Source organism: Halolactibacillus halophilus, from assembly GCF_900115605.1.
Classification (GTDB): Bacteria; Bacillota; Bacilli; order Bacillales; family Amphibacillaceae; genus Halolactibacillus; species Halolactibacillus halophilus.
In genome coordinates, this window is the sequence record NZ_FOXC01000030.1 from 1 (window position 1) to 26,177 (window position 26,177).

Sequence of the window (26,177 nt, forward strand, 5' to 3'; positions counted from 1 at the left end):
CATTGGGCGCACTGGGCGTATTTGACGCGTACCCTGTCTTTTGTCAGAACCTATACGTTCTATCAGACAGAACGATTCGACCCAAGCAAGTTGTGTTCCTGGAGCGCACTATTTCCCCAACATGCTTTAACAGATGTTGAGAAAATAGGTTTGCGGCGGTTGGAAAGTAGAAAAACCTATGCTTAGTTGAACGAGCATGGGTCGCCTTTAAGGTGTCCTTACGGAATCCCCTTCCTCAAACATTCGTGAGAATGTTAGGTGGGGGTAGTTCAATTAGTGATATTTATAAGTCAGGTGACCGGGTATTAGTCGGTGGGATCAAAGGTGATGTGATTGATGTTGGGATCCTGCGGACGACCATTATGGAGATCGGTGGTTGGGTAGACGGGGACTTATATAACGGTCGGATTGTTCGGATTGCCAATAGCTTTGTCTTTAAAGAACCGGTGTATAACTATTCAGCAGATTTCCCATTTTTGTGGGATGAGGTAAAAGTTCCTGTTAGGTTTGGTAGTAATTATGAACGTGCGCGCGTCATGTTGTATGAGGCAGCCGATGAGGTTGTCGGTAGGTACTCAAAAGAAGCGGAAAAAAACTGGGATCAGATGGTGAAAAAATATTTAATTGAACATGCACAAACAAAGCCACTTGTCTTAATGGTAGCGAATGATAATTGGGTAGAGTTTACGGTCAGGTATGTTGTTGATTACAAGAAAAGACTCGGTGTAAAAGATGAATTATTTTCACATATTCTAAAAAAAGTTGAAAGTAGTCAAGACGTTGCACTTGCTTCTGCGACATTCGAGCTAGTCAGTGCGCCAACGATAGATATCAAGTCAGCAACGAGCAATAAAGACAGATAAACGACTCCCCCGTCTTCATTAACCACCTGTCGCAAACAAAAAACACCGCTAAATAAAAGGTATTTAGCGGTGTTTTTGTATTGTGTGTAAAAAAGCCATCAGACCTCTTCATCAAAATCAGACGCGATGATTGTTTTTAAAGCTTTTCTTAGCACAATCGCTTCCTCATCAGGGACGTCTTTTAGCACAACGGTATTTAAATGCTGGGTGACTTTTTCGATTGATTCTCTCATGACGTTTGCTTTGTCCGTTGGGGCAACCCAGACGTTTCTGCGACTATTTTCATCAATGGATCGCTCGATTAAATCAGCTTTTTGCATACGATCCAGAATACCAGATACCGTTGGTGCTTCTAGATGTAGCATAGAACCGATTTGTTTAGGTGATAATGTACCTGCTTGCCACAAACAATTTAATACACCGTACTGTGCGGGGGTTAATTTATATTCTTGGAGTAGTTTACTAAAGTATTTGAATACCTTATTTTGACTAACGCTTAGCAAAAAATTCATACAATCATGTAATGCCATATAAACATTCCTTTCTATATTGACGTAACTATCATAGCATGTTAATCTTTTAATGAAAACATTTTTGGTTAAAAACTATTTTTATAAAAAACAAAGGAGATTATGCAATGAATTCATTTAAAGCACTCGTCGTTAAAGAAGAAAATGAAGCCGTGACCTTTGGTATTGAAGATGTAGTGGAGGACACATTATCTGAAGGAGACGTACTTATTAAAGTGGCGTATTCTTCACTCAACTATAAAGATATGCTGGCGGTACAAAAAAATGGGGGTGTGATTAGAAATTACCCAATGATTCCTGGAATAGACTTAAGTGGTACCGTTGTTCGTTCCGAACATGAAGCGTATGAGGAAGGTCAAGAAGTCATCGTGACAGGTTTTGAGCTTGGTATGACGCATACAGGTGGATTTGCTGAATATGCGAGAGTGCCAGCTGATTGGATCGTTCCTTTACCTAAAGGGCTGACGTTAAAAGACGCGATGGTCTTTGGTACAGCTGGTGTAACGGCCGCTCTTTCAATCGCCGCTTTAGAGAAAAATGGCCTCAGAACTGATCACCATGCAGACATTTTAGTGACGGGGGCAACCGGAGGTGTTGGCAGTCTCGCACTGCAAATGTTAGCTAAGAGTGGTTACACAAATATCACAGCTCTCGTGCGTAAAAGTTATCAAGAGGAAGTAGCAAAACAATTAGGTGCGACAAAGATCATTTATCCAGAAGATTTAGGAGAACTAAAAGGACCGCTTAACAAGCAGAAATATGACTATGTATTAGATACCGTTGGTGGCGATGTGGCCTCAACAATCATTCCTCAACTATCGTATAGAGGTAGCATGACTATGTGTGGGAATGCTGCAGGTTTTAAACTATCAACAACAGTTTTACCATTTATCTTAAGAGGCGTAAATTTACTTGGTATTGATTCGGTAAATGTGCCTATACAAGAACGCTCTGAGCTATGGGGTAAACTAGCAAGTGAATGGAATGTATCACAAACAGCACTAACGAACGAAGTATCATTAACAGGCCTAACAGAAAAAATCACAGCTATCAAAAATGGTGAACACTTAGGTAGAACAATTGTAAAATTTGATTAAATGAGCCCTTTTTATGAGTATTGTTAAATGTTCATTCATTATTATGTTTCCAAAAGCCAGAACATAAATGGCGTATAAATACTTATAGCGGTAACTAGCGTAGTAGATAAAACGACGTTAGTTACCGCTATTTATGTGTATCTAATACCATCCGCCCTTATGTTTATCCCTATTAATAGTGGCTGCTTTTTGCTGTGTCACTATTGCAGTGCAGCCGGTCTAATGCGTGTTATAGCTTTGTTGTCGAAGCTGTAACATGAGACAAGATAGATGAACAGCACCACTATTGTGTGCGAATTATGCCTTTTCAGATGCACCGGAACCTGCATCAACACCATGGTCTTGTTGTGATGCACCAGAACCGGCATCAATGTCGCCTTCTAATGTTAACCCTGTTTGTTTTAGGTACCAATCAACAATTGGTTTAAAGTCAAGAATGAATTCATTAATTCCTTTATAGTTACCTTCTTCATCGTGCATCGCTTGGTAGTTGTGAACAACAAACTTATCTGGACCATGTGTTGGCACATGTACACGAACAACATCTTGACGACCAGAGCGAAGCTGTTGAATAACCCATTCAACACTGCTGAGTGAACGCTCAGGGTGACATAAGGCAAGTGGGTTACCTGCTTGACCAGGAACGCGGTCAGCTAACATATCCTCTGCTTCTTTGGTGTAGTTATAATACAAGAATTGATTGTTGTCATCCGCGTACGTTAATTCCATCGGCATCGAAGCTAGAAATGTGTTAATTTGATCAACGGTAAGAATACCGCGATTAAGCTTTACGTACGTATTACCTTCGACAGCATTTACTTTAGCTGCTGCTTGTTCGACCCAATCTTCAGCTGCCATATCAATCTCTTTAATGGTTGTGTCGATTGTTCCAGTGACATGTAAGTCCTCTTTTGGAAGGGGCTCTTCTTTTGGAGCTTCTAAACGATTCACCAGTCGAACAAATTCAACAAATTTCTCAAGAACCCCTTGTAAGAACTTCACGGTATTGGTATCTATTAATTGATCATTCTCATTGAATGACTCTTTGACTTTACCTAGTAAAAATTCATTCCCAGGCATAACAATCGCATTTACCCCCGGCGCATCAAGGATTTGACGCAAGTGCAGTTGAGCACGAGAGGATCCTTGGTCATAGTACGACGCACCGACAATCATCACGGGTTTATTTTCTAATGGGTGAATTTTAAACGATAACCACTCGAGCACACTTTTTAAACCAGCAGGGATGGTGTGATTATGTTCAGGCGTAGCAATGATGACCCCGTCAGCAGCTAGTATTTTTTGATTGAGGTTTTGAATGGGTGAACTATTTGTTTGATCATCACTTTGATTAAACATCGGGATATCTTTAATTTCTACGACATCTAATTCAAATAGATCTTGATATTGCGTCTTAATAAATTGTAGCAACTTACGATTATATGATAAGTCGGCATTTGAACCGACAATTCCAACAAATTTCATTTGTCTTCGCTCCCTTTATATTATAGATTGTCCCAAGAGAAGTTTTCAGCCGCTTTTTTATTGCTTCCGTGGGCATGGATCAATTGATTGATTAAATCAACAAAAGTTATGAAATCAGCAAATAATCCTGTTAATTTTTCTACTTGACTCGAGTCGAGTAATTGATTATCTTCATTAAATGCTTGTAGTGAATGGGCTAATAAAAATTCAGAACTTGGCATAATACGCGCTTTAAGTTCCGGTGCATCAAGGATTTGGCGTAAGTGTGCTTGTGCTCGTGAAGAACCAAGTGTGCCATAAGACGCACCAGTAATCATCACAGGTTTATCAACAAACGGATAAATACCGTAAGATAACCAGTTTAAAGCATTCATTAGTGATGCAGGTACTGCATGATCATACTCGGGTGTGCTAATAATGACGCCATCTGCTTGTTCAATTTTATTTGCCATTACCTTTACTTCATCTGGTACTATTCGGTCTTTGGGTTTATTAAAAACAGGTAGACCTTTAATCTCCATTAATTCGATTGTTGCTTGATCTTTAAAATATGTTTGAATAAATTGCAGCAGTTGTCGATTTGTTGATTGATCTGAGTTTGTTCCAACTAAACCAATAAAATGTTTCATTTTGTGACTCTCCTTTTTATGTTTAATGTTAGATTATATCGCATGACTTAAAGGGACGATCTGATGTTTAATTGTTTCTGATAGATGGATGTGTCGATCTTTTGTGATGATAATAGCGTCAATATTATTTGAATCATTTACAAAAGATAATATGTTTTCAACGCTTAAACCAAAAAGACGTGTGGAAAAAATCTCAGCTTCTAACGACGTGTCCGAAATGATCGTCAAACTTAATATGTCTGTTTCAATCGGGTAACCTGTTTTGGGGTCAAAGATATGATGATAGCTTTGATTACCATGTTTTAATTGCCGTTCGTATACACCCGAAGTGACAACGGATTGATTTAATGTATCCACCGCCAACATATAGTTACCTCTAGGCTTCTCGGGGTCTTGAATCCCAATGCGGTAATAACCAGACGCTCGTTTAGGTGACGGTCCAAACGAAAGGAAGTTTCCACCAAGATTAATAAAGCCTGTTGTTGCTTGATTTTCACATGTCGAGATGATCCGGTCGGCAATATAACCTTTTGCTAGAGCACCTAAGTCGATCTCCATCTCTTTTTTAGGAAGGTAGACGGTTTTTTTCTCATCATTTAATTCAATTAAGTTGGGATCTGTTGAAGCTAGGGCTTCCATGATTAAGTCATCTGAAGGTTTCTTAGCATCGTCAAAACCAATATGCCATTGTTTAACTAATGGACCTAAAGCAATATTTAAATAACTGGGTGTTATTAAGCTATGCTTCTTACCGAGTGCTATCAACTTATAAAGGTCATCATGAACAGTTATCGGTGTAACGCCTGCGCAATGATGAAGCGCCATTAATTCTGATTGGGGGTCATTTGCATTAAAGCGTGTCTCATATACCTTTAAATCGTGAGTTAATTGCTTAAGCAGGGTGCTACTACTCGGACTATCAACCATTAAATCAATTTTAGTCCCGATCATGTGTAATGTTTGCTCCTCTATACTCATGGCTATAATCCTCACTCTTCGCTAGGCTTTTTTTCTAAAACAAAAGCCTCTAGGTCGCGTAATTCAGTTAAGGCAATATCATTACGGTTAATTTTCGAGTAAGCACGTGCGTCATAAATAAGTTCTAAAATCTTATCATTAGCTTCCTTTTTTACGATGGCGTTTTTCGCTAATTGAATAGCGGCTCGGGCCAAATAATACGTGACATGGTTATCTGAACAAATATTAACCGCATAGTGAAGAAGGGCATCACTAATGTCTAACTCATCAATTTTTGCGTAAAAAACACCACATTGAAAAACGATATTAAGGACGCGCCATGTATCTTCCATATTTTTAGCGGGGTAATTATATATTTTTTCAAGGACTTTATTGAAATAGAACTCAGCTTTTATTAAATCACCTTCGCGGGAGTAAACCATTCCAATCCCTGTATAAGCTAATAATCTAAAAATCACGGTATCAATCTTCTCTTCTTCAAGTAATATTTGATCAAAGGTAAACGAAATATCCATGATCAGTTTTTCTTGAAAAATCATAATAAACCCATTTAAGTAGTGGTAACGCAACACAAGTTGAGTATCTTCTATTTGTGAAATATCAATACTTGTAATTAATGCTTCTGCACGTTCATATTTACTTGTGATAAGGAAAAACTCGGCTTTATTCATTTTTTCAACAACTTCTGAGTATTTTACGCCAACCTTAGGGAATAGCTCACTTAAAGGTAAGTTAATCCGATTGCATAACTTAATTAAGATTTTCAAATTAGGTATGTGGCCATTGTTTTCAAATCGACTCAGTGTTGCTTGTGTACAGATACCCTCAGCTAGTTCACTCTGTGATAATCCTTGATCTTTTCTAGCATCGATAAAACGTTGAATATTCATATATTTCCCTCCAATAAGTAAATGTACTAGTAAATCATCTATGACATAGAGATAATCGGTTTGTGTGTTTATTCACAATAAAGCATTAAGCTAATCATACGCTTAGATAAAAAATGAGTCAATTAAATATATAAAAAAATATATAAAATTACCGACGTTTGTGAATTTTTTGAACTATTGATAGTGAAATCAAGAAAAAAGATGTGTAATCACATAGGGGTGCAATGCTAAATAGATTTGAAAGTTGTTTTATTGATGTTGCTTTATATAATAAAATATATATCCATACTTAATATACTCACAACGGATTAGGCGTATTTGCGTTTTCAACAAGAACATAAGTTATTTAAAAAGTTTGATATGCCAATCAGACAGTGTAAAGCCTTTATTTAGATCATATATAACCTGTTTCAATTGGGTGATTGCCACACGTAACATTTACGCAAACTTCTAACATTAAAGTAACTACCTAATAGCGAAAAAGCGAGGGGGGCATGATTGGAAGAATGATACTAACTGATATTAATACTAGCGTTAGAGCACTTAAGAATAGATGTGATTTTTTCAAATTAACCAAACGTAATTAATAAACGCTTCATTAAATCATTATGTTTAACTCGGTCATCTCTTTGACCATTAAATTTATAGCGTGTGTCTACCAACACATCAGTGATATTTTCCGTGCGAATTAAAAATCACCCCAGGCCTGTCACAAAATTGTCATAACTAAAGTTAAAGCCGATATGAGTTGTTTTCATGTTGGTTTCATCATTTTTAAGGCTTTTCTTATGACAAAATTCACTATATAATAACAGAGAGATATGATAATATAATACAACATATAGTATTTATATAATTTCAATGTTCTATATATTGTACTTACGCATTAAAGGAGCGGATTTTATGGCAGTGATGACAGAAACAAAAGAACAAGGCTTAATGGGTGCCTTAACGGAAGTAGTTGAGGTAAGTAACCAAGATTTGATTCAAGAAAATGCCAATGTAGATGGTGCATCACCGATGGGACAAATGTCGAAGTTTGGTTCTGAAGCGGCAAAGTTTTTCGCCAAAGAAAAACTGTTATCAGACGAGGTCGTCCATATGATGAAAGAGAACTTCATTCACCCACATGATTTAGACTTTTATCCAACGGGAACAACGACATGTGCGCAGATCCCGCTCGGTAAAATTTTAAAAGACGGCTTTAATACCGGTCACGGGTTTATGCGTGAACCAAATGATATTATGAGTGCCATGGCACTGGCGTCAATTATTTTTCAATCCAATCAGAATATGCAGCACGGTGGTCAAAGTTATCCGATGTTTGATTATGACTTAGCACCGTATGTTGAAAAGACATATAACAAGCACTTAAAGCGCCTGCAATCTTATCCGACAAACTGGACAGAAACAGTGCTTAGTGAAGTTGCCTGGCAAGAAACAGATCGTTCAACCTATCAAGCATGTGAAGCCTTTATTCATAACTGTAACTCGATGCATTCACGCGGAGGGGGACAAGTACCATTTGTGTCAATCAACTATGGCACCGATACATCAACCGCCGGACGCATGTTGATGAAAAATTTACTAAAAGCAACGAAAGCGGGTCTTGGTAATGGAGAAACACCGATTTTTCCCATTCAAATCTTTAAAATGAAACAAGGTGTGAATTTTAATGAAACAGATCCTAACTATGATGTGTACCAGTTAGCCCTTGAAACAACCGCCAAGCGACTCTTCCCGAACTTTAGCTTTATTGATGCGGAATGTAATATCGTACATTATAATGGCACGAAAGAATCCGAAGTGTCTTATATGGGATGCCGGACACGGGTAATGGATAATCGCCATGGTGATAATAACAGTATTGAACGCGGGAACTTGTCGTTTACATCGGTTAACCTAGTAAAAATCGGACTTGTTTCAAGATCACTCGATGATTTCTTTAGCCGGTTAGACCAGGTACTTGATGTTGTGATTAAGCAGTTGTTAGAACGTTTCGAGTTTCAAGCGAAAAAACAAGCACAACATTTTTCTTTCCTCTATAGTCAGGGCGTATGGAAAGGAAGCGAATCACTTCAGCCAGAAGATCACTTACGTGAGGTGCTAAAACAGGGCACACTAAGTGTAGGGTTTATCGGTCTAGCTGAAGCACTCGTGGCATTAACAGGGGAGCACCATGGTCAAAGTACAGAAGCAGATGAATTAGGGTTTCAAATTATTTCTTCAATGCGTAAAAAAGTCGACCAAGCCTCTATTGCATATGATTTAAACTTTAGCTTAATCGCTACCCCGGCAGAAGGCTTATCTGGTCGGTTTACGAAAAAAGACCACGAAACGTTTGGTAAGATACCAGGCGTAACCGACCGCGAGTATTATACAAATTCTTTCCATGTGCCGGTCTATTACAACACGCGGGCGATTGATAAGATTAATATAGAAGGGAAATATCATAACCTTTGTAATGGCGGACATATTTCGTATATTGAAGTGGATGGGGATGTGACGAAAAACACCCAAGCGCTCGATACATTAGTCAAAGCGATGGCAAAGGCTAATATTGGTTATGGTTCGATCAACCACCCGGTTGACCGCTGTACGTCTTGTGGCTATACCGGTATTATCAATCAATCGTGTCCAACCTGTGATAATCATGATGAAGAAAAAATTGAGCGAATTAGACGTATCACTGGCTATTTAGTCGGCGATATGAAAAAGTGGAACAGTGCCAAACGTCGCGAGGAATCTGAGCGCGTCAAGCATCAGGGGAAATAAGATGAGTGAGTCATTACGTGTACTCAATATTATTCATGATTCGGTCGTTGATGGTCCTGGGCTTAGAACCGTCCTGTTCTTCAGTGGCTGCCCACACTTCTGTAAAGGATGCCATAATCCAGAGAGCTGGAATATTCGTAATGGTAGTGAGATGACGATCGATGCGATTGTAGACGAGGTGTTATCAAATCCACTAACGGATGTAACATTATCCGGGGGTGACCCGTTCTTTCAAGCGAGCGGTGTGAAATATGTAGCGAAAAGACTGAAAGAAGCAGGAAAAAACATTTGGGCGTATTCAGGTTACACGCTGGAACAATTGCTGGAGCTTGGCGGGGACTATACTGAATTATTAAGCTACTGCGACGTCTTAGTCGATGGCCCGTTTATTTTAGCAGAACGTGACTTAAGTTTAGACTTTAGAGGCAGTCATAATCAACGAATCATTCAGTTGAAAGACATTCCAGAACTACAAGTTCAAGCATAAGACGTAATCATGTGAGAAATAATCACGACATAAAAAACCACGGTTAACTGTGATATACTACAGATTAACCGTGGTTTTTTGCTAGCGTTGTGTAAAAGACTAAAATACAATAAGAAGGCGTAAAAGGAGTGTTCAGGATGAGTGAACCAAAAATTTATCAGATGAAATTTGGTAAGATTTATCTGTTGTACATTAAAAAAGTTGAACGAAAAGACCGGACGAAAGAAGAGGTCGACACAATCATCGATTGGTTAACAGGCTATCAAGATGAGGTATTGACATACGCGCTTGAAAAAACAATGATTGATTTCTTTCGCGATGCACCAAAACTTAATCCCAATCGCGACCAAATCAAAGGTGTGGTTTGTGGGATTCGAGTCGAAGATATTGAAGAAGATGTCATGCGCGAGATTCGTTATCTGGATAAATTAATTGACGAGCTTGCCAAAGGAAAAAAGATGGAGAAAATTCTACGCAAAAATTGAGAAAGATGTGACGAAATGAAACCTTTTATTACCTTAAAAGATGTTGTGTATGAAGTAGGGGGACAGGTTGTTTTTGATAAACTGAATTTGAGCTTAGATAAAGGAAAAGTTTATGCGGTGATTGGCCCATCTGGTGTTGGTAAAACGACACTCCTTTATTTACTTGCCGGCTTTATTAAACCATCCAGTGGTCAAATCACTATTGCTGGAGATGCTGTTTATGACGTTAGAGAACAGACGAGTTTTCTTTTTCAAGACTTAGGTTTATTTCCGTGGCAAACGGCCACTGAAGCCGTTAAAATGCCGTTAGAAATATCAAAAGATAGGCGTAAACATGAGAACGAATCTATAGTCAATCAACTATTGGGATCACTAAATATATTAAGCTATAAGGATCAATACCCCCATCAACTGAGTGGCGGTCAAAAACAACGAGTGGCACTTGCTAGAACGCTGGTTACTCAGCCTGATTTATTATTAATGGATGAACCAACCTCCGCTTTAGATGCGATGACAAAAGAAACAATCCAACAATTATTTTTAGACCTACAATCAGACCGTTTTATGACGAGTGTCTTTGTGACGCATGACATTGAAGAAGCAGTCTTTTTAGGTGATGAGATTCTTCTCCTGCATCCAAATGGTCACTATCAATGGTTAAAGAATAAAGATCAATCGGAAGGGTTAAGCCGCGAGACAAAAGCTTTTTATGATCAATGTTTTTATGTTCGAAAGCAGTTGGAGTTAGGGGGAGCAGGTCATGAGTAAGTTGAAAAGGAGTCTTTTTCATCCACTGCCAATGGGTTTTATGATGATAATTATGATTTGGTATGTCCTTTATCTAGTAATAGCGACGAGAACCATTCCAGCACCCTTAGAAACGTTCAACTACTTTTTTCGTCACCTTCATCCACTCGTTATTCATATGGGTGCGAGTCTAATGAGGGTCGTGGTAGCTGTTGTCCTTGCTATATTGATCGGCTTGCCAGTTGGGATTGCCATTGGTCGAAGTAAGAGGTTGGATAAGGTATTATCACCACTGCTCTATATTATTTATCCAATTCCTAAAGTGGCTTTTTTACCGGTTTTTATGTTGTTGTTTGGGTTAGGGAATGTATCGAAAGTTATTTTAATGTTGTTTATCATTGTCTTTCAATTAATGTTGTCAGTTAGAGACGGCGTAAAAGATATTCCGCCTCACTATTTCACAGTGATTCGGTCTTTTTCAGCTAGACGAAAGTATCTTTATCGCTACGTTGTTCTTCCGGCAATTTTACCGCGGATTTTCTCAAGTTTGAGAATTAGCATAGGGATATCACTTGCGACACTTTTCTTTGCGGAGAATTATGCGACGACGTATGGGATCGGTTATTTTATTTTAAGTGCATGGATGAAAATGAATTATGTTGAAATGTTTAGCGGGATTATAGCACTGAGTCTTTTAGGGAGTGTTTTATTTGGAGTCATTGATATGCTAGAAAAGCGGTTAACACCGTGGTTATAGTAGCTAGCGTTGATTTTTTATAATTAACACGGCTAACGAACGCCTCTGACGCAGGTTAAATAGCTGACACTGAATATTTGTGCTGGTTATTTCTTATTATATTTATTTTCGTTCCATGATCATTAACGCTTACTTTTTAGAGTCTCTTTTAGAAAGGCATCCCCCCTAAAACGTTTTTGAGGTACTCAAACGTTCGCGTTGTTCAGACTATCTCTAATTGTGAAATAATAAGCTTATGCCCCGACTAAAAGTGTTATCTTAGTTGGGGCAACATGTTTAAGTAATCATTCAGTTGAAAAAGAATAAATCATCAAAAACTCATGTGAAAAATACCGGCAATTATAAATATAACAAGACAGACAATCGTTGAAATAGCTAATCCATTAGATAAAATAGATAGGTTTTCATCTGATTCATACTCACCAATAAAAACCATAGAGGAGTAAGGTGGTGGTAATATAAGTAAGGTAAAGTAGGCAAAATTAAATAAAGGACTGCTTTCGACAATGTTATTAAATACTAATATTTTGAATAAATATCCGATTGATAACATAACGGTTAATCTAAGAATAACCAGTCTTAAAGCTTCCTTTATGTAAATTTTCTCTAAACTAAGTGTTGCACCGATAATCATTAAAAGCACAGGCGTGATAACATTTCCTAACAGGTTAAATGTCTCTAATATACCTTGCCATATAAAGTTTAGAGGACTGTTAACGATAGCATTGGAAAAACCGGAAATGTTTAAAATCACACCTAAAAATATAGTTAAAATAATAGGAGATTTTATAAAATCTTTAATAACATTCATTGAAAATTTTTGTTTATTAAAATAATTATGGATCATGGGAATGTAAATAAACCATGCAAAAAACTCATGACCAATACCAAAAACAGTAAAATTAAATAAGGCATCATTTCCAAACATAGCTAAAAATAGAACAATACCGATTGTTCCAAAACCTGTAGCTGTTAAAAAGAATGGCGTTAAATTTGTATTAAACCAGCGATACTTTGATAATAGGAAACCAGCAATATACATGAATGAGAACATAAGAACAACAGTTAATGATAAGGGTAAAAATTCACTTTTTATCTCCATATCAAGAAAAGTGGTAAATAAAACCGCAGGTAAAGCGATAGAAACAATAGCTTTTCTCAACATTGAAATAAAGTCATGCGGCACTTTAAACTTCAAGTTAATAATAAATCCGAAACTAATTAAAATTAAAATGGGGATGATTTTTGATACTGCTATATACATAAAATTTTCCTTCTTTCTAAAAACATTTTAACCTAAATCATAATGAACCCCCCGTATAAAGTCAACAATGACTCCTTAATTCAGGGATAATCAATCATTCAACATTTTACAAACTTGCTGCATAAGTTTTAAATAATGCCACTTGGTAGCTGTATAGCAGGAGCCATTCCATTCGAACCAATCTTTTGAAAAAAACAGATTATTTTTTTTATAAAAAGGTCTAGACATGGTATTTATAATATACTATAATAGAAACACCGAAACGATTACGTAAATACGTAATTATTACACAAAAGCGAAAAGGAGTTGAATGAAGGTGAATAATTATCTTTTTTTAGATCAAGACGTTAATCAATTAAGAAAAGATATTTACACGACTAAGAAGAAATTTTTCGATCGATTAGCAAATCAATGTAAGCGCTATCTAAAAGTTAACTTACCCGATGAACACCCAAAAGAAAGTACCACATACTACGGCATGGCGATAGCGAACTTGTCGTTAATGTATGTTCTGACTGGGCAAAAGCAATATTTAAATGAGTCTAAACGATGGATGCTTACGGTTAGTAACTATCCGCACTGGGGTAATGCGCACCTTGTAGATGTTGACTTATCAGCTGCTTGGATTTTATTTGGCCTAAGTATCGGTTATGACTGGTTAAAAGATGATCTAACAGAAGCGGAATCTACAACAATAAAAAATAAGTTATTGTTGCAAGGAAAAAGAATGTATGATTATAAAATTAAGACAGAGGGTCAAGGATGGTCAACAAATTATTGGCAAAATCATAACTGGATCAATTTAAATGGTTTAGCTACAGCAGGTTATGCATTAGTGGAAGACGAACCTACTTGTCAGTCATGGATTGATTCGGCAAAAAGTAATTTTGAAACAGTCTTTGAAGGATTGCCGGAAGATGGAAGTTCATATGAAGGTGTTGTTTATTGGCGATATGGTGCGATGTGGTTATTTGTTTACGCTCATCTACTTAAAGAGCGAGAGGGATATAATTACTTTAAAGAATCTGAATTTCTGAGAAATACCTTCTATTACCGCTTGTATCAATCTGCACCAAATTTAGCAGAGCAAATACCGTTTGGTGACTGTCATGATCGCTACAGTGGACATTCAACAGCTATTTATTATAAAGTTGCTGCTGAATATAACAACGAACACGCCCAATATATGGGAGATGAAGTTGTAGACAAGCTATTATACGAAGAAGCCTATAATTCGAATGTCAAACCTGGCATTTTACCAGAGTGTTTCTTTGAACTTATATTTTATAATGACAGCGTTAACAAGAAAAATTTTGATGATTTACCATTAGTTAAAAAGTTTGATGATCTGGGTCTTGTCGTTGTCAGAAATTCATGGGAAAAAGATGCCTTACACTTATCATTTAAATGTAGCCCTCCAGGAGGCGCAAAGCAATGGAATAGGTTATGGAAGTTGAAAAATGAGAAAAACTATAATTCTTTTGGTTTATCACATCATCATCCAGATAACAATTCCTTTATTTTGAATGCATTTGGGGAATTCATGGCAATAGATGAGGGTTACAACAGAAAACCAGAGCTAGCAACGCATAATGGTATTTTGGTTGATGGTTTAGGTTATCATGGCGATGGACAAAAAAATGTGTATCAAGACTATTCAGAAGACATGTATGGAAAAGTAACGGATTTTTCTGATGGTGATACATACGTTTACTTTGCTGGCGAGACAGCTAAAACATATGATAAACAATTAAATATGAAAAAGGCAAAACGACATATTATTTATTTAAAGAGTGGCATGTTTATCATGGTGGATGAGCTATTAAGTGAAGATCCACATAAGTATTCTTGGTTATTACACACAGATACAGAATCAGATATTTATAAAGAGAGTGACCATCAGCAAAAAGTTGTTTATAACAATGGAAAAAGTAGTATGGAAGTTCTTCAGTGGTCTAAGTACCGAGCTTCATTTGAACAATCTGAAAAATATGTGAAAGAAATTATGACAACACAGGAACCAGACAATTATCGAGATATATTGATGAAGCGACTCACATATAGTATGGATGATACTCAAAAAGATGCTTTGTTTGTTTCAACATTCTGTCCGTACCAAACAAATCAAGATAATCCATTTAACATAACGTTAAATGAAGATCAGCACAATCTTATTCTTGATATTGAAGCGAATGGAGAGCATACGCAGTTAAGCATTAAACAAGATGAATCAACAAATGAGCTATCAATTGAATTAAGTCATAACGAATTAAACGATGGTAATAAAAAGAGATTGACTAGATGAAAGGAATCCATGTAGATTTTAAAACCATTGATTTGTTCTTATTATCATTTATGGCTATTGGTAGTGAAGTACTGAGTAACGTGTTAATGAATCATTACTCAGAGGCGGGTTTTTTCATCAGCTTTTCTTATCTTATTGTACTGATTGCATTAGTACGTTGGAGAGAAAAAGGTATGTTTGTAAATGTAGCACTTACGATTCCTCTAGTTCTGTTTAGTGAAACAATTACAGTTGGGTTAGTATTTTACTACCTGTTAACAAGCGTATTTGTTGCTGTGATCCCGTTTGTCAATGATAAAGTGAGTCACTTTTTAAGAAGAAAATCCTATCTTGACATGGCGGTTACTTTTTATTTAGTAACATTGTTTGCTAGAGGTGTGTTTAGTTTTCTAATTGGTTTAACGCCGATAGAAGCGATTCAACAAACGATGCTGCAACTGAATTTTAGTGTACTGATATCTGGTTTAGTATTGCTTTTGTTAAAGAACACAGAAGGACTGTTAGTTAATTTAGTAGATTCTAATGAAGATAGTGTAGAGGTGGTAGAGTAATGGGTGGAGTAAAAACAGTAAAAACAAATTCACAAGTCATGAAACAGACATCAGATGAAGGAACTTGGAGTAAACATTGGCATGCAGTGAAAAAAGACTGGCGTTTATATGTCTTGCTACTTCCAATGGTGTTGTGGTTTGCATTGTGGAGTTACAAGCCAATGGGTGGACTGTTAATTGCATTTAAGAACTATGATGCAGCTAAAGGTGTTTTAGGAAGTGATTTTGTTGGGTTCTCCAATTTTATCACGTTAATGTTTGGTACTTATGCAACACAGTTTTGGACGGCCTTTAGAAACACATTTATTATCAGTTTGTATGGTATTATTTTCGGGTTCCCAATTCCGATATTATTAGCTCTATTAATGAGTGAGGTTAGGCATAAGGCCTATAGTAAAGTGATGCAAACTTTCTCTTATTTACCTCACTTTTTATCAGAAGTAACAATCACTGGTTTGGTTATTACGCTGGTTTACAATGGCGAGGTAAGTACAGGTGTTATTGCTGAAGCTTTGATTAGCCTGGGCTGGATCTCTGAAAATGCAAATATTATTCAAGAGGCAAGTTATTTTAGACCTATTTACATTTTAACTGGAATTTGGAAAGAGGCTGGTTATAGTTCCATTGTTTATTTTGCAGCAATTATGAGTATATCGCCAACGTTATATGAAGCCTTGAAAATGGATGGCGGAAATAAATTGCAAGAAATACGCTATGTTACTTTCCCAGGTATGGCACCAACGTTGATCATTATGATTATTTTACGAATCGGTAAAATTTTATCTATCGGGTATGAGCGAATAATTTTATTATACAATGCTAATACTTATTCTTCTGCCGATGTACTAAGTACGTTTGTTTACCGTATAGGGTTAGAACGAGGTAACCAAGCTCTAGGGGCATCTGCTGATTTATTTAATGCTATCATTGCTTTTGCATTAGTAATCGGAGCGAATTATATAAGTAGACAAATTTCTGAAACATCATTGTGGTAAGGGAAGGAGTATATTATGGAGAGATTAAATAGAAGCGAAAAAATATTCAAAGTGCTCTCGTATTTATTAGTAGGAGCATTTGGTATTATTGCTCTTTATCCGGTGGTTTACGCATTCAGTGCTTCTATCAGTGGAAAGATTGCATATGAAACAGGACAAATCGTCCTATTCCCTAAAGATATTAACTTTGAGGTCTACAGCTTATTATATGAAGATAAAGGTTTTTGGTTATCTTATATAAACACATTATTTTACACGTTCTTTGGTACAGCATGGAGTATGTTTATCTCGATCACAGGTGCTTATGCTTTAGCGAAGAAAAAGTTGTTATTTAGAAGACACTTTAACTTCTTAGTAGTATTTACAATGTGGTTTGTTGCAGGTATGATCCCTCAGTATCTGAACTATACGTCTATGGGCGTAGCCAATCGTTGGGGAATCGTTGTTGCTTTTGGTATACAGGCATACAACATTATCTTATTGAGAAATACTTTTGAAGGTATTCCAACTGAGATAGAAGAAGCAGCGATTGTAGATGGAGTAAAAGAGTTTCAACTGTTATCGCGCATTTACATCCCGATGTCTAAGGCTGGTATTGCGACAGTAACATTATTTTATGCAACAACTAGATGGAACGGGTACTTCTGGTCAAGAATTTTATTAACTGACCCTAAAGAATTACCAGTTCAAGTATATATGAGAATTTTAATTGAGAATTATCAAGCGATGTTTGATGATATGCCAGTAAATCTAAGCTATGCATCAGACTCATATGTTTATGCCATTCTTGTTTGTTCTATTGTTCCGGTCTTACTGATTTATCCTCAAATACAGAAATACTTTGCTAAAGGTGCAAATTTAGGAGGTGTCAAAGGGTAAAAAACAGTATAGATGATAAACGCTGTAGTAGGACAATTTAAAAAAGAGGAGAGATTCTATGTTGAAAAAAATTAGTTTCTTATTATTGGTAGCAGCTTTACTATTAGTTGGCTGCGGTGGCTTAGACACATCTGAGTCTGATGAAAGTAATAGTAGTGATGATGAAGATCAAGTAGAGACAACAGATGAAGTTGCTTCTAATTTAAAAATTAATTATGCCATTGGTAATAACCAGCGTACACTGACTTATAACCAATCAAACCCTTTAGAATTACCAGACGGTACAGTTGTTTCTTCTGGTGAGTTGAAACCAACATGGCAACATATCCAATCAGAAATGGGCTTTTCTATTGAGGATGTTGCGGTGCAGGATCAAACAGGAGAAGAAATGATGGAGATTGCTTCATCAACTGGTTTTGAAGATGCAACAATTTATGGTGGAGCCAAAGGTGATTTATATAACGAATTTGGTTCTAAAGGTTACTTTATTGATTTAGGAAAGCGTTTAGATAAATTACCTAACTTCAGTAAATACTTAGAAGAAAACCCATCAATTGCTGATTCTATTACAGCGTTTGACGGATCTATTTATTACATTCCTTATGTTGCAGAGATTGATAACTATGCACGTGTTCTTCATGGTCGTGAAGATTGGGTTGTAGCATTACTTGACTCAGCAGACACTTTAGAACAAGAAGATGCCTCACTTGATGTTGTTTATGAAGGTTACTGGGATCGAAATGATGAGAATGTTGTAGCTCTACAAAATGAAGCTGCAAGCGGAGGCGCATTAACTCAGCAAGCTGCATTAGACACATTATTAAATTATATCGAAGAAACGTATCCAGACTTAGATACACCTTCAAGTTTATATTTAGGATCTGAAGCACAATACGATATCGATGAATTAGTTGCACTATGGCGTGTTATGAAGTTATCACCTAATACTCTATCAAAAGTAAGTACAGGTGAAGTAGTAGATGGTGCGATCATTTCACCTTACTTTGTAAGAAACTCTAAAAACAGATGGGATATTTTACGCATGGTTAACTACTTTGGAGGTCAGCGAATCTTCGGTAGTGATACGCAAACAAATAGATATTATTTAGATGCTGATGGTAACTTTAATTACTCATTTATTGAAGATCAAGCTATTGAAGGTTTCGATTACCTTAACCAGTTGTACTCAGAAGGTTTAGTTCACTCAGAATTTGCTGATTTAAACAATACAGATAACTTCCGTACAACTTTCTATGCAAGTGATGAGTATGAAGGACAAAAGCAATTCGGATTCATGACATATGATTGGATTGCATCAACAACAGCTACTAATGAAGATGTTATCGCTATGTTGCCACCACTAACAACTTTAGGTGATAGTGATGAAATGATTCACTTTATTGAAAACACCCGTACAATTAAACCAGAAGGTTGGGCTATTTCAAAACAATCATCTGAAGAAGAAATTAATGCAGCATTACAAGTATTTGACTTCTTCTTTAGTGAAGAAGGAAATGTTGTTCAAAACTATGGTACACCAGATATGGTTGCCGATGAAGAAATATTCACAGGTCCTGATGGTGTAGTATATCCTAAGTTTGGTGATTGGATTATTGAAACAGCCAATGAATTTAAAGATGGAGATGTATCAAGTTTCTTACGTGACTTTGTTGGTTCACAAATGGCACTTGGTTATCAAAAAGAAATTGGCTTTGAATATCAATACACTGTTAATCAAGGTTTTGAGTCTTGGTCAGTTTATCAGGTGGCAGACGTAACTCAGCCATCTTATAATACGGATAACCCAATATTACGCTTAACACCAACAGTCTTTTCTTTAACTGAACAAGAACAGGCACAATTAGATACGACTGCCGTAGGTGAGAATGAAGATGATCAAATTTTCTTATACATTACCGGATCGGAAAATGGTCCTGAAACTGCAGAAGGTATCAAAGAGGCTTATATGGAAGCTGGAATTGACACGTATATAGATATTTATAAAAAAGCATATGGAAGAATGACAGGCGAGTAAGTAAGCCCATTCTAAAAATTAACATTAAAAGAAATCACCCCCCTGTGTTTGCGTAAGTAAACGCAGGGAGGATGATTCTAAACTTCTAGACTTGGATCAGAAATCGGTAAGGAGAGAAGGTATCAAAATGGCAAGTAAATTAAAATTCAGTAAAATAATACCCATTGTATGGATTACCCTAATATTTAGTATTATCTATTTTATCTATACACTAGGATTTATGACTCCATTTTATGATTTTTTCTATGGAGGGACAGAAAGTACTTATCAATATTATAAAGAACTACAAGTAGTCAATAAGTATATGTTTAATGCATCAATCATTTTAGTTTTGGGTAGTATTTTTTGTCTTATAACGGGTATATCCAGAAAAAAAAGGAATTGGTTTTGGATCGCTACACTAGGATTGGTGAACGTACTTGCTATTATCCGTATTGTAGTTTTACTACAAACGATTCCTACGTTTATTGACAAATATAATGGATTAGATTTCGGGTCATTACAACCATTAGAAGACCCATCACTCTTTATGAATATGTCAATTATCTTACCTACTATCATTGTTATATTCATGATGTTAATTATGTTTAAAAATCTCCTGAATACTTCGAAAGGAGCTAAAGAATCGTGAAAAGATCACAAATATATTATGAACAAAACAAACCTGCTTATTCTTTAGTAATGCTGTTTTTAGCTCTTAACGCTTATGTCGCTTTAGTAACTTTAAACAACATGGCCATCGGCTTCAGGTTAGGTATTTATGTGTTGTTAACGATTATTATTTCTTTAGTATCATTCTTAATTGCTGTTAAGTTGAAGTTGTATAAAAAAACAGGAATGTATATGTGTGGTTTATTAATTGCTGTACAAACAATAAGGTTATTTTTCCTTCCAGAACTACCTGAAAACGGTTTTTTAATGTCAGTTTTAATGGTTGTTAGCATTATAAGTTTAATACTGGCTTTACTCGTAACAATTAAAAAAGATCAAGTAAGAAATGTATACTTAGACAAAAAAATGGCTGAATATAACGGTTAAAAGATTGGGGTATTGAAATGATTGAATCAACTAAATTTCAAATAATAAAATTCATCATGATAATTTCAGTAATAATTGGTTTAGCTTTCTCGCAAGTTCATATAGCGGCAGTATCGCTCTTATTTGTCAGAGAAATTGGTTTCTACCTGTTCCTATTTGTCTTTAGTAGTGTAATTTATCTCGCTATCTTATTTGGCTTTAGATCATGGGACCGGGCAAGTGTAGTACAGACAGTATTAGCAGCCTTAGCAACCGTTTTAACGGGGGGCTATACAATTCTATTATTCATTCAAGATCGAGCAGATCCAAGATCTGTAGATTTTAGTGAAATTTCATTATCATTTAGTTTAATTGTTGCGACTGTTATTATCTATTTTATTGGAACAGTGGCGTTGTTAATCACAGCTAAAAAATCAAGTAGGGGATTAAAATGATTAAAAAGATCTACAGTAAATTATTAACACCCAAAAATATCTCACGCTTTGCCCAGTTTTGGTTTGCGGGTGCTATGTATTTCTTAATTGCGTGGGGGACAGGTATTGCAAAAACGAGCTTGTTGGATTTAGTGTTTTTTCTAGGTGTAGGAATTGGGCTTGTGGATAGTTTTATCGTCGGCCCGATTTTAGCAGAATTTAGTGGTGAAGGTACGCGTGTAAAGTACATGGAGAGAACCCTTGGTCAAAAAATTGTGCACCGTCTTTTTAGCGTAGTTAAGTCTATCTTCATTGTGATACTTATTATGTTTACGTATCAATTGATTAATGCAGTTTTACAAATGGTCTTTACTCAATCAGCACAAACGCCTGTGATTATGGGAGAACCTATCTTATTCGGGATTTTGTATATGGTTTATGCTAGAACGCTAGCAGGTATTTATACGTGGTATAAATCTAAAAGGAGTGTTATCTATCGATGATTTTTTTTGATGAATCAAAATTAGAAATTGGATTAAAGAATAATCCGGAAATTCAAAACATGTTAACTCAAATGGAAAAAGAAGTCGTTACTTATCATGATAACTTCAGTGATACTCCGGAAAAAACAAGTGCTTGGGGCCATCATTATTTTTGTAAAAAAGATGGAAATGTTTTAACTTATAACCCCAATAATGAAGATGTACACCAATGCTCCCTCTGTGGTGAAGAATATACCTCACCACTATTGACAAGAGTTTGGCGAACTATTTATCGAAATGAAGCGGCCGTGAATGTTTTAAAATCAGCTGTATTATATAAAGTGACACAAGAAAAAAAATATTTAGATGTGGTTCTGTCAATATCAAATTTCTATTTTGATACATATACTGATTTTAAACTTCATAATAAAGAAGATAATTTTTATGAAGATATTGAAGACTTTGGTTGGGGATCAGCTAGAATAATGCCACAGTGCCTAAATGAATCTATTTTCTTTATTCGGATTTTCACCGCTTTAGAATTAGTGAAGACAGAATTACCGAAAGACATGTTAGAGAAGATTGAGAATAAGTTTAGTCATGATTTCTTTATGCTAGCAAAACCACAAGTGAATAAAGTGCATAATATCTCTTGTTGGTTAAATAGTGCTATCGGTGTGATTGGACTGTTCGCTAACAATGAAGAGATGATCCGATTCACCTTTGAAGGTGAGTACAATATTAACCGCCAATTGCGCGAAGGTGTAACAGCGGATGGTTTTTGGTATGAAGGTTCCATTCATTATAACTTCTTTACACTAGAAGGTGTCTCTTATTTAGCTTTATTCTCACAAAGATACGAACATTCATTTGAAGAAGAGGCTGTCATTAAAAAAATGCTCATTTCAGCATATAACTATGCGTTTTCAAATCATGAATTACCAAACCCAAATGATGGATGGCCGAATATTAACCTTAAAACTTACTCTTATATTTATGCTATCGGTGCAAAATTATTTGGAGTATCTGATCAAGTATATTCAATATTTAAAGATATTATATCGTCACCGTTTGAACGAGGTGAAATTCCATTATCAAAACCGTACTATTATAACAATGATATTTCTCTTGAACAGCTTCTGTTAATGCCTGAAGTTGTAAAAGAAAAGAGTATAGTTAAAAATATACAATCTGTCGATATGGAAAAATCAAATTATGCTTTGCTTAAGAATAATAATATTGATGTTTTCATGAAGTATGGTCATAATGGGCCTTCTCATGCTCATCCTGATAAGATGACGATTGAAGTTTTAATGAATAATATTACATTATCAAGAGATTTATCCAACTCAGGCTATGGATCAATGGTATGTAATGAGTGGCACCGAAAGACGGTATCTCACAATACAGTTGTTATTGATGGAGGGGATCACACATCTTTTGAACAAGGACAAAAGTTAGCGTTCTCTGAACGTAGTATCAAAGCTAAAGCAGTTAATATCGTTAAAGGTGTTGATTTTATAAGAGAAATAAAGATGTTGGAAAATGGGTTTAATAGTGTATTTACTGTTGAATCTGAAGATGAACATGTTTATGACCATATATTTCATGTAGAGGCAAAATTACAAACGAATCTCGAAGATGATTTTGAGGTTATTGAACCAGGAACTTTAGATTTTCAGAATAATGGCTACCAATATTTCAAAGATATTAAAGAAATAAAAGTACCTGATAACAAAAACGTCATCAATCTAGAGTGGGATCTTGATGGGGAAAGTATTGTTAGTGATATTAATGTAGAAAATCATCAAATATTTATTGCTCAATCACCTAGTAATCCAATTTCTGATTGGCGAACAAGTCTCATACTAAGAACCAAAGGAACTCATGAAAAGTTTGTAATGGAATGGAGAACATTAAAATAAACAAACATAAAAATGGAGGTAGATTAAGATATGAAAAAAATAGCAATGATTACAGGGGCAACCGGCGGTATTGGTTTATCAACAGCTAAAATCTTAGGAAAAGCAGGCTATTCTATTATTCTTAATGGAATTGATAAAGCACAAGGGAAAGACGCGGAGAAAACATTAACAGATTTAGATATTCCAGTAGATATTTATTATTTTGATGTTACATCAGAAGAAGCAGTTAATGAAGGATTTAAAGAAATTAAAGCAAAATACGATCACTTAGATGTTTTAGTAAACAATGCAGGTGGTTTAGGTGGACGCTCACGTTTTGAAGATATGGACACAGCTTTCTACCGCAAAGTTTTAGCTTTAAACTTAGACAGTGTTTTCTATATTTCACGAGCGGCAATCCCAATGCTTAAGAAGAGCGAATCTGGATCGATTGTTAACTTTGCCTCTAATGCAGCCTGGAATGCGGGCGGCCCGGGCGCTGGTATTTATGGAACATCAAAAGCAGCGGTTGTTACTTTAACACGAGCATTAGCAAAAGATTTAGCTGAATACAACATTCGTGTAAATGCCGTATCACCGGGAACAATTGATACAGACTTCCATAAACAAATTAAAGAAACAAATATTGAAGTATTTAACTCATGGAAAAATAATGTCTTGCTTAAACGCTTAGGACAACCAGAAGAAGTTGGAACAGTCATTGAATTCTTAGTAAGTGAAAAAGCTTCTTTCTTGACAGGAGAAATTATTCAAGTAAACGGTGGTCAAGACTTCTTATAAGGATAAACGACTCGTAAGTCAAAACATCATTAAGAAGTTATCGTTTTCAATAAGTGTATAGTTAAAGAGAAGAACCTTATCGTGGGTTGCGGAAGGTCTCCGACTAACTCGCGTTAAGGTTCTTTATTTTATAGTATATATACTGAAATTAATTCTATGTATGAAAAATAGATTGATTTGTGATAATGGCTTCAATTTAGCCTGAGAATGAGAGCTGAGGATATTATTAACGTGAATGGTAATACAGTGGGTAAAGCAGAAATACTAACAGGTAATATTAATCGGATCATAATGAAAATTGCAACACCAGTAGCAATAAATAATTTATTTTATAGCTTATATGGCTTAATGGATATCATATTTGTTTCACAAATTGGGAACATAGAACTTGCTACAATCGTTTTCGTACAACCGATTGAAAGTTTATTTGTAGCGATAGGTAACGGTTTGGCGATTGCTAGTACAAGTATGATTGGTAAAGAAATAGGTCGAGGTGGAGATGGCAAAACGATCATTCATCAATTACTTATATTGGCACTTTTAATAGGTAGTACCGCAGCGTTATTTGTGTTTTTCTTTACAGAGGAGTTTCTAAGGATTTTCTCTATTGATCAAAGTTTACTAGAGTTAGCAACGTTATATTTTAAGATTTTATCAGTTAATATTCTATTATTATTTTTTAATCATTCATATTATGGAGTTAAGCGAGCAAGAGGAGAAACTGTAGCGGTAACCGTGATTAACACCTTTTCTATTAGTGTAAAACTTGTTTCACTTTATGCTACGATTGTTATCTTTGATTTAGGGTTTTCAGGTGTGCTTTTCTCTACATTTATAGGTAATGTTATTATTGCGCTTTTTGCCCTATATGATTTGTTCTTTAAAAATAGAATCATTACTGTAGCAGGTTTGTTTTCCATTAAATTCAGAGAAATGGCAGAACTTTTGAGGATTGCTTTTCCAATCATAATAGAAAAATCCTCTATGTCATTTGGTCAAGTCATTGTTAATAAATATGCATTGTCTTATGGAGTGAATGTCCTTACAGCTTTTGGTGTAACAAATAGAATCAATTCTGTCATCTTTAGGTTTCTTACGGGATTCGGTACAGGGACATCTATTCTTGTATCTCAGAATTTAGGCGCTAAGCAAACGGATCGCGTTAAAAATATTGTTGTTAGTGGTGTTAAAATTAGCGGCATTTTATCTACTGTCCTTATAGGTATACTGATTCTTTTTAGAGAGCCGGTAGCTGCAATATTCTCAAATGGAAATGCTGATGTTTTAAATCACACAATAGATGCAATCTCAATTTATTCTATTTCGGCAATCCCTTGGGCTGTTATGCAAATAATCATTGGATATTTTCAAGGAACAGGACAGACGCAATATAATTTATTGATTAGTGTAGCTAGGCTATACGTATTTCGGATTCCTATCATTGTTGTTTTGTCTCAATTTGGTAACATAGGTGCATATAGCATTTGGTTTGGTATGTTGTTAAGTAATATAGCCGTTGCTGTTGCATCATTTTACTTCCAAAAAAGAAAACAAGCGCAACTCTTTCGCACAATTTGAATGAAAAAGTATGTTTAAATGTTTGCATAAGTGTTGTTAATAAGAACAATGAGGTACATTATTTATGAAATATTGATATGTTTAAGCATGTCAATTCCTCTCTTGTATATAAAAACTTATTTCGTCATAGTGACATTTTACAGGTGGATACTTTTAATTTTGTGTGTAATAATTATTTAGAGTGTAGAATAAGGAAGATGAGAGAGGGA

Annotated in this window: 26 protein-coding genes; 20 read left to right on the forward strand and 6 right to left on the reverse strand. The window is 35.7% G+C overall.

The features are described from left to right. Positions 1-186 (forward strand): hypothetical protein (locus BM098_RS13475; RefSeq protein WP_159430131.1); only part of this gene is annotated, 186 nt, incomplete at its 5' end. 65 nt (positions 187-251) lie between these two features. Continuing rightward, positions 252-863 carry a mechanosensitive ion channel domain-containing protein gene (locus BM098_RS10060; RefSeq protein ID WP_089832951.1) on the forward strand — a complete coding sequence of 204 codons (612 nt, stop codon included), beginning with the start codon at positions 252-254 and terminating at the stop codon, positions 861-863. A gap of 98 nt (positions 864-961) precedes the next feature. Here the strand turns inward: BM098_RS10060 and BM098_RS10065 are convergent, their stop codons facing one another. Beyond that, the gene (locus BM098_RS10065) at positions 962-1,375 is read right to left on the reverse strand and encodes a MarR family winged helix-turn-helix transcriptional regulator (RefSeq protein WP_327058547.1); all 414 of its coding nucleotides are present in this window, start codon (positions 1,373-1,375) and stop codon (positions 962-964) included. Positions 1,376-1,500: 125 nt separating this feature from the next. Here BM098_RS10065 and BM098_RS10070 point away from each other — a divergent pair, with 125 nt between their 5' ends. Beyond that, positions 1,501-2,490 (forward strand): YhdH/YhfP family quinone oxidoreductase, encoded by a 990-nt coding sequence (locus BM098_RS10070; protein WP_089832956.1) that lies wholly within the window; start codon positions 1,501-1,503, stop codon positions 2,488-2,490. A 297-nt stretch (positions 2,491-2,787) separates the two neighbouring features. Here BM098_RS10070 and BM098_RS10075 read toward each other — a convergent pair whose 3' ends face one another. From BM098_RS10075 to BM098_RS10090, 4 genes are read right to left on the reverse strand one after another with little or no spacing between them, the layout of a single operon-like run. Then, the gene (locus tag BM098_RS10075; protein ID WP_089832958.1) at positions 2,788-3,975 is read right to left on the reverse strand and encodes an NAD(P)H-dependent oxidoreductase; all 1,188 of its coding nucleotides are present in this window, start codon (positions 3,973-3,975) and stop codon (positions 2,788-2,790) included. Positions 3,976-3,995: 20 nt separating this feature from the next. After that, positions 3,996-4,604: an NADPH-dependent FMN reductase gene (locus BM098_RS10080; protein ID WP_089832960.1), complete on the reverse strand. Its 609-nt coding sequence runs from the start codon at positions 4,602-4,604 to the stop codon at positions 3,996-3,998. A gap of 33 nt (positions 4,605-4,637) precedes the next feature. Next, positions 4,638-5,582: an FAD:protein FMN transferase gene (locus BM098_RS10085; RefSeq protein ID WP_089832962.1), complete on the reverse strand. Its 945-nt coding sequence runs from the start codon at positions 5,580-5,582 to the stop codon at positions 4,638-4,640. Positions 5,583-5,593: 11 nt separating this feature from the next. Next, positions 5,594-6,472 carry a helix-turn-helix domain-containing protein gene (locus BM098_RS10090; protein WP_089832964.1) on the reverse strand — a complete coding sequence of 293 codons (879 nt, stop codon included), beginning with the start codon at positions 6,470-6,472 and terminating at the stop codon, positions 5,594-5,596. Between the two features lie 903 nt (positions 6,473-7,375). On the opposite strand from BM098_RS10090, the gene BM098_RS10095 reads away from it, so the two are divergent. The 5 genes from BM098_RS10095 (at position 7,376) to BM098_RS10115 (ending at position 11,723) form a co-directional block, all read left to right on the forward strand. Then, positions 7,376-9,247, forward strand: coding sequence for an anaerobic ribonucleoside triphosphate reductase (locus tag BM098_RS10095; RefSeq protein WP_089832967.1), 1,872 nt, complete (start codon positions 7,376-7,378; stop codon positions 9,245-9,247). 1 nt (position 9,248) lies between these two features. Next, positions 9,249-9,734, forward strand: coding sequence for an anaerobic ribonucleoside-triphosphate reductase activating protein (gene nrdG / locus BM098_RS10100; protein WP_089832968.1), 486 nt, complete (start codon positions 9,249-9,251; stop codon positions 9,732-9,734). 137 nt (positions 9,735-9,871) lie between these two features. After that, positions 9,872-10,219 (forward strand): DUF2200 domain-containing protein, encoded by a 348-nt coding sequence (locus BM098_RS10105; RefSeq protein ID WP_089832970.1) that lies wholly within the window; start codon positions 9,872-9,874, stop codon positions 10,217-10,219. 15 nt (positions 10,220-10,234) lie between these two features. Then, complete coding sequence (locus BM098_RS10110) at positions 10,235-10,987, forward strand: ABC transporter ATP-binding protein (protein ID WP_089832972.1); 753 nt, start codon at positions 10,235-10,237, stop codon at positions 10,985-10,987. Further along, a complete protein-coding gene (locus BM098_RS10115) occupies positions 10,980-11,723 on the forward strand; it encodes an ABC transporter permease (protein WP_089832974.1) in 744 nt (247 codons plus the stop codon). Before BM098_RS10110 ends, BM098_RS10115 begins: the two co-directional genes overlap by 8 nt. Positions 11,724-12,033: 310 nt before the next feature. Here the strand turns inward: BM098_RS10115 and BM098_RS10120 are convergent, their stop codons facing one another. After that, positions 12,034-12,987 (reverse strand): AEC family transporter, encoded by a 954-nt coding sequence (locus BM098_RS10120; RefSeq protein WP_089832977.1) that lies wholly within the window; start codon positions 12,985-12,987, stop codon positions 12,034-12,036. 316 nt (positions 12,988-13,303) lie between these two features. On the opposite strand from BM098_RS10120, the gene BM098_RS10125 reads away from it, so the two are divergent. The 12 genes from BM098_RS10125 (at position 13,304) to BM098_RS10180 (ending at position 25,968) form a co-directional block, all read left to right on the forward strand. Beyond that, positions 13,304-15,292: a heparinase II/III domain-containing protein gene (locus tag BM098_RS10125; protein WP_159430163.1), complete on the forward strand. Its 1,989-nt coding sequence runs from the start codon at positions 13,304-13,306 to the stop codon at positions 15,290-15,292. Continuing rightward, complete coding sequence (locus BM098_RS10130) at positions 15,289-15,843, forward strand: hypothetical protein (RefSeq protein WP_089832981.1); 555 nt, start codon at positions 15,289-15,291, stop codon at positions 15,841-15,843. The genes BM098_RS10125 and BM098_RS10130 overlap by 4 nt, the downstream gene beginning before the upstream one ends. Continuing rightward, the gene (locus BM098_RS10135; RefSeq protein ID WP_200795842.1) at positions 15,843-16,838 is read left to right on the forward strand and encodes an ABC transporter permease; all 996 of its coding nucleotides are present in this window, start codon (positions 15,843-15,845) and stop codon (positions 16,836-16,838) included. The genes BM098_RS10130 and BM098_RS10135 overlap by 1 nt, the downstream gene beginning before the upstream one ends. 15 nt (positions 16,839-16,853) lie before the next feature. Then, positions 16,854-17,717 carry a carbohydrate ABC transporter permease gene (locus BM098_RS10140; protein ID WP_089832984.1) on the forward strand — a complete coding sequence of 288 codons (864 nt, stop codon included), beginning with the start codon at positions 16,854-16,856 and terminating at the stop codon, positions 17,715-17,717. Positions 17,718-17,775: 58 nt separating this feature from the next. Beyond that, a complete protein-coding gene (locus tag BM098_RS10145; RefSeq protein WP_089832986.1) occupies positions 17,776-19,752 on the forward strand; it encodes a type 2 periplasmic-binding domain-containing protein in 1,977 nt (658 codons plus the stop codon). Between the two features lie 127 nt (positions 19,753-19,879). Next, positions 19,880-20,383: a hypothetical protein gene (locus tag BM098_RS10150; RefSeq protein ID WP_089832988.1), complete on the forward strand. Its 504-nt coding sequence runs from the start codon at positions 19,880-19,882 to the stop codon at positions 20,381-20,383. Beyond that, positions 20,380-20,790, forward strand: coding sequence for a hypothetical protein (locus BM098_RS10155; protein WP_089832990.1), 411 nt, complete (start codon positions 20,380-20,382; stop codon positions 20,788-20,790). The genes BM098_RS10150 and BM098_RS10155 overlap by 4 nt, the downstream gene beginning before the upstream one ends. 56 nt (positions 20,791-20,846) lie before the next feature. Next, the gene (locus tag BM098_RS10160) at positions 20,847-21,224 is read left to right on the forward strand and encodes a hypothetical protein (protein WP_234987480.1); all 378 of its coding nucleotides are present in this window, start codon (positions 20,847-20,849) and stop codon (positions 21,222-21,224) included. Further along, the gene (locus BM098_RS10165; protein WP_089832994.1) at positions 21,221-21,706 is read left to right on the forward strand and encodes a hypothetical protein; all 486 of its coding nucleotides are present in this window, start codon (positions 21,221-21,223) and stop codon (positions 21,704-21,706) included. The genes BM098_RS10160 and BM098_RS10165 overlap by 4 nt, the downstream gene beginning before the upstream one ends. After that, positions 21,703-23,610, forward strand: coding sequence for a heparinase II/III domain-containing protein (locus tag BM098_RS10170; RefSeq protein ID WP_089832996.1), 1,908 nt, complete (start codon positions 21,703-21,705; stop codon positions 23,608-23,610). The genes BM098_RS10165 and BM098_RS10170 overlap by 4 nt, the downstream gene beginning before the upstream one ends. A 30-nt stretch (positions 23,611-23,640) precedes the next feature. Further along, positions 23,641-24,390: an SDR family NAD(P)-dependent oxidoreductase gene (locus BM098_RS10175; protein ID WP_089832997.1), complete on the forward strand. Its 750-nt coding sequence runs from the start codon at positions 23,641-23,643 to the stop codon at positions 24,388-24,390. A gap of 207 nt (positions 24,391-24,597) precedes the next feature. Beyond that, a complete protein-coding gene (locus BM098_RS10180; protein ID WP_089833000.1) occupies positions 24,598-25,968 on the forward strand; it encodes an MATE family efflux transporter in 1,371 nt (456 codons plus the stop codon). Positions 25,969-26,177: the final 209 nt, after the last annotated feature.

Excerpts from the sequence above, each read along its gene's own strand:
- BM098_RS10060 (WP_089832951.1), top strand. The coding sequence starts at position 252 with ATGTTAGGTGGGGGTAGTTCAATTAGTGATATTTATAAGTCAGGTGAC.
- BM098_RS10065 (WP_327058547.1), bottom strand. The coding sequence starts at position 1,375 with ATGAATTTTTTGCTAAGCGTTAGTCAAAATAAGGTATTCAAATACTTT.
- BM098_RS10070 (WP_089832956.1), top strand. The coding sequence starts at position 1,501 with ATGAATTCATTTAAAGCACTCGTCGTTAAAGAAGAAAATGAAGCCGTG.
- BM098_RS10075 (WP_089832958.1), bottom strand. The coding sequence starts at position 3,975 with ATGAAATTTGTTGGAATTGTCGGTTCAAATGCCGACTTATCATATAAT.
- BM098_RS10080 (WP_089832960.1), bottom strand. The coding sequence starts at position 4,604 with ATGAAACATTTTATTGGTTTAGTTGGAACAAACTCAGATCAATCAACA.
- BM098_RS10085 (WP_089832962.1), bottom strand. The coding sequence starts at position 5,582 with ATGAGTATAGAGGAGCAAACATTACACATGATCGGGACTAAAATTGAT.
- BM098_RS10090 (WP_089832964.1), bottom strand. The coding sequence starts at position 6,472 with ATGAATATTCAACGTTTTATCGATGCTAGAAAAGATCAAGGATTATCA.
- BM098_RS10095 (WP_089832967.1), top strand. The coding sequence starts at position 7,376 with ATGGCAGTGATGACAGAAACAAAAGAACAAGGCTTAATGGGTGCCTTA.
- nrdG (WP_089832968.1), top strand. The coding sequence starts at position 9,249 with ATGAGTGAGTCATTACGTGTACTCAATATTATTCATGATTCGGTCGTT.
- BM098_RS10105 (WP_089832970.1), top strand. The coding sequence starts at position 9,872 with ATGAGTGAACCAAAAATTTATCAGATGAAATTTGGTAAGATTTATCTG.
- BM098_RS10110 (WP_089832972.1), top strand. The coding sequence starts at position 10,235 with ATGAAACCTTTTATTACCTTAAAAGATGTTGTGTATGAAGTAGGGGGA.
- BM098_RS10115 (WP_089832974.1), top strand. The coding sequence starts at position 10,980 with ATGAGTAAGTTGAAAAGGAGTCTTTTTCATCCACTGCCAATGGGTTTT.
- BM098_RS10120 (WP_089832977.1), bottom strand. The coding sequence starts at position 12,987 with ATGTATATAGCAGTATCAAAAATCATCCCCATTTTAATTTTAATTAGT.
- BM098_RS10130 (WP_089832981.1), top strand. The coding sequence starts at position 15,289 with ATGAAAGGAATCCATGTAGATTTTAAAACCATTGATTTGTTCTTATTA.
- BM098_RS10135 (WP_200795842.1), top strand. The coding sequence starts at position 15,843 with ATGGGTGGAGTAAAAACAGTAAAAACAAATTCACAAGTCATGAAACAG.
- BM098_RS10140 (WP_089832984.1), top strand. The coding sequence starts at position 16,854 with ATGGAGAGATTAAATAGAAGCGAAAAAATATTCAAAGTGCTCTCGTAT.
- BM098_RS10145 (WP_089832986.1), top strand. The coding sequence starts at position 17,776 with ATGTTGAAAAAAATTAGTTTCTTATTATTGGTAGCAGCTTTACTATTA.
- BM098_RS10150 (WP_089832988.1), top strand. The coding sequence starts at position 19,880 with ATGGCAAGTAAATTAAAATTCAGTAAAATAATACCCATTGTATGGATT.
- BM098_RS10160 (WP_234987480.1), top strand. The coding sequence starts at position 20,847 with ATGATAATTTCAGTAATAATTGGTTTAGCTTTCTCGCAAGTTCATATA.
- BM098_RS10165 (WP_089832994.1), top strand. The coding sequence starts at position 21,221 with ATGATTAAAAAGATCTACAGTAAATTATTAACACCCAAAAATATCTCA.
- BM098_RS10170 (WP_089832996.1), top strand. The coding sequence starts at position 21,703 with ATGATTTTTTTTGATGAATCAAAATTAGAAATTGGATTAAAGAATAAT.
- BM098_RS10175 (WP_089832997.1), top strand. The coding sequence starts at position 23,641 with ATGAAAAAAATAGCAATGATTACAGGGGCAACCGGCGGTATTGGTTTA.
- BM098_RS10180 (WP_089833000.1), top strand. The coding sequence starts at position 24,598 with ATGAGAGCTGAGGATATTATTAACGTGAATGGTAATACAGTGGGTAAA.